This window comes from Mesorhizobium sp. M7A.F.Ca.CA.002.05.1.1, from assembly GCF_003998335.1.
Classification (GTDB): Bacteria; Pseudomonadota; Alphaproteobacteria; order Rhizobiales; family Rhizobiaceae; genus Mesorhizobium.
This window is the reverse complement of sequence record NZ_RZQI01000674.1, coordinates 1-3,323: the sequence shown is the minus strand read 5'-3', so window position 1 is coordinate 3,323 and position 3,323 is coordinate 1. Positions and strand designations below refer to the sequence as shown.

Annotated in this window: 4 protein-coding genes; all 4 read right to left on the bottom strand. The window is 63.5% G+C overall.

Annotated elements, in window-relative coordinates:
• Positions 1-244, bottom strand: a 244-nt coding sequence (locus EN939_RS26400; protein WP_164751230.1) for an ABC transporter permease subunit, incomplete at its 3' end; no start/stop codon positions are given.
• Positions 241-1,002, bottom strand: coding sequence for an amino acid ABC transporter ATP-binding protein (locus tag EN939_RS26395; RefSeq protein WP_127270696.1), 762 nt, complete (start codon positions 1,000-1,002; stop codon positions 241-243). The genes EN939_RS26400 and EN939_RS26395, both read right to left, overlap by 4 nt.
• A 39-nt stretch (positions 1,003-1,041) precedes the next feature.
• The gene (locus EN939_RS26390) at positions 1,042-2,211 is read right to left on the bottom strand and encodes an NAD(P)/FAD-dependent oxidoreductase (protein WP_127270694.1); all 1,170 of its coding nucleotides are present in this window, start codon (positions 2,209-2,211) and stop codon (positions 1,042-1,044) included.
• Between the two features lie 62 nt (positions 2,212-2,273).
• The coding region (locus EN939_RS26385; RefSeq protein WP_127270693.1) for an aspartate aminotransferase family protein at positions 2,274-3,323 on the bottom strand (1,050 nt) is incomplete at its 5' end.

Sequence of the window (3,323 nt, the reverse complement as noted above, 5' to 3'; positions counted from 1 at the left end):
GATATGAACTGAGAACGATCACTCCGCTGCCCAATCCGAAGAAAATAATGAACAGCCAGACGATCGGCGGGATTCCTCGGACAACGTCGATGTATAGGCGCGCCGGCGCGCTTAGCAGAAGCAACCGGGAACGTCGCATCAGCACCAGCGGCATGGCTGCGATGGCCCCGACTCCGAAAGCGCCGAAGGTCACCAGCAGCGTGGCCGGAACGCCTCTGAGCAGTGAAACCAGCAGGTCGATCATCTGCGATCGACCACGGCACGGAAGAACTGCCGCGTGCGGGGCGACGACGGATTGCGGATCACGGCATCAGGCGGACCCTGCTCGATGATCTCTCCATTAGCCATGACGATTACGCGGTCGGCGACGTCTGCGGCAAAGGCGATCTCGTGCGTGACGATGATCATTGTCATGCCTTCCTGGGCGAGCTCGCGCATCACGGCCAACACCTCAAGCCCGAGTTCGGGATCCAGGGCGCTCGTGGGTTCGTCGAAGAGCATCACCTTGGGGTCAAGAGCCAGGGCGCGTGCGATCGCGATACGCTGCTGCTGGCCACCCGACAGGCGCGCCGGATAGGCTTGCGCCTTGTCCGTAAGGTGTACGCGTTCGAGCAATTGGGCGGTGCGCGCGTCCGCCTGCTCCTTGGTGCGCCCCAGAACCCGCATCTGCGGCAGCGAAATGTTGCGCTGCACGGTCATGTGCGGAAACAGGTTGAAGGACTGGAAAACCATCCCGGTGGAACGTCGGAGCCTCAGCAGCTCTCCGGCGGACAGATTGCGGTCGACCGAAAACCGGATGGCACCCACTTCAAGGGTGCCGGATGACGGCTGTTCGAGCATGTTGATCGCGCGCAGCAGCGTGCTCTTCCCCGCGCCGCTGGGTCCGACGATCGCCACGACCTCGCCGCGCGTGATGTCGAGCGAGACGTTCTTCACGGCGTGATGGCCGCCATAGATCACGTTGATGTTCTTGATGCGTACGATATTTTCTGCCTCGGGCATGGCTTCTTTGTCCTTGCGCTAACGCCGGTGTCCCACTGGTCAAGCCGCCGCAGTATGTGTGCCCGGAACGTTTCTTTCCGGAGTTGGAGCGAGACTTTCGGTGCCTGGGATCGATGCGGGAGAGCCCTTGAGCACCCAGTCTGCGACGATCAGCCCAATCACCGGCGCAAGCTGAATCCCGTAGCCGCCCGCACCGGCCGCGGTGATCAGACCGGGCTCCGACTGATCGACTGGTCCGACATAGGGACGGTGGTCGGCGGTGACAGGGTAGAGGCCTGCCCAGCCCCGGCCGAGCCGGGCGCCCGGCAGATCAGGCAGGCGTTCGATCAGCATCTCGGCCAGCATGACCTTGGACCCTTCCTCGCACTGCTCGTTGTAGTTGTCCGGATCTTCGGGCGACGGCGAACTTACCTTGTGTATCTCGGCGATGAGCTCGCCCGCTTTCTCGTGCCGAAAGTTGAGTCCGGTGCCCTGCCCGTTCACCAGATCCATGACCATCGGCATTGTGTACGGGAGCGGCGCGTCCAAGTGGATTGTCAGCGCCTCGTGGCGCTCGGGGTGGATGTGCAGCGTCTGTCCGAGCATCTCGGCAACGCGTGGCGCCCAGGCGCCTGCCGCATTCACGACGAAGTCGCAGCCGATCGGCCCTTTGCTGGTGTCCAACCGATAGCCACCGGATGTCCGCGCGGCACCAAGCAGCTTGCGGAACTGGAACACCTCGGAGCCGAGCTTCTTCACCTGTTGCGCCAGCAGCGTGCACATTTCGTGGGGATCGAGGAAGCCGTCGTCCGGCCCGAAGATGCCGCCTTCGAGCCCATCTGAACTCAAGTGCGGCACGAGTTGCTGAAGCTCGTTCGCCTGGTAGACCCTGGATCTGAAGCCGGCATCGCGCTGGATCTCCACCGAGCGGGCGAACAGTTCCATCTGCTCGGAGGTGCGCGCCAGACGCAGGTAGCCGATAGGGCTGAAGCCGAGACCGAGGCGCTCTTGCCACCGGCGGACGCGCTGCACCGATTGCATGCGCAGCTGTATCTCGAACGGATCCGTGAGCTGTGTCCCAACGACCCCGACCGAGCGGCCGCTGGATCCTGACGCAATGGATTGTGCGTCGATGACGGTGACGCGAGCGCCCTGTTCCGCGAGCGCGTGCGCAGAACACATACCGAGGGTACCCGCACCGATGACGACGACGTGAGGAGAAGCTGTCATGTGACTTCCATCTGTTGCTGCGTCGTCCCGTGCCGGATGGATCCGGCGCTGGACGCGCTACGTCATTGCTTCGGAGCGATTGCTGCGAGGGCGCCGTCGATTGCGGAAAGGATCTCGCGTGCGTCTTCCTCGGTCATGGAGGTGGAAAGCGCGAAGAGTCCGTAACTCGCCGAAAGCACGCCGCGGTCGAGCAGACCCTTGTGGAACAGGTCGAGTTTCATGCGTACGGACGCACCCGGATAGACTGACCGGTAGTCCGTGATCGGCAACGCCGTGAAATGAACTTTGAAGAGCGAGCCGAGACCGACGCACTGCCCGTTGAGGCCATGGCGAGCAAGCGAGGCCGTGATGCCCTCGCGAAGCAGGCTGCCGATAGCGTCCAGATGCGCGAAGCTAGCCGGGGTCAACGCGCGCATCGCCGCCAGACCGGCTCGCATCGTCACCGGGTTCGCGGTGAAGGTGCCGCCATGCGGCAATGCGGGCTTGCCTTGTGTTGGATCGAACACCGCCATCACGTCGGCGCGGCCGCCGACGGCGCCGACCGGGAATCCTCCGCCGATGATCTTGCCGAGAGCCGTCAGATCGGGCGTGATGCTCCACAGGCCCTGCGCCCCCGAATAGCCAAGGCGGAGCGAGATCACCTCGTCGAAGATCACCAGCGAGCCGGCGGCATGAGCGATCTCGACCATCGCGTCGAGATAATCCTTTCGCGCGGGAATAAGTCCGGCGCGGTTCGGCATCGGGTCGATCAGAACACCCGCTATCGTGTCGCCATGCGCGTCGAAGACGGCACGCAGCGCCTCCGTATCGTTGAACGGCACCGCGATGACATCATCGAGAACTCCCTTCGGCGTGCCTTTCGCGTATGCCGTTGAGGCAGGCATGTCGCCCCAGTTGGCGGGCGAACTGTCCAGGCTGACTTCCGCGAAGTCGTAGGAGCCATGGTAGGCACCTTCGATCTTGACGATCTTCGACCGCTCGGTGAACGCCCGAGCCGCCTTGATCGCCATCATGACGCCTTCCGTGCCGGAGTTGGCGAAGCGAACCTGCTCGACTGACGGGAGGCGCTCCACCAACAGTTCAGCAAGATCAAGTTCGCTCTCGGTGGGCGC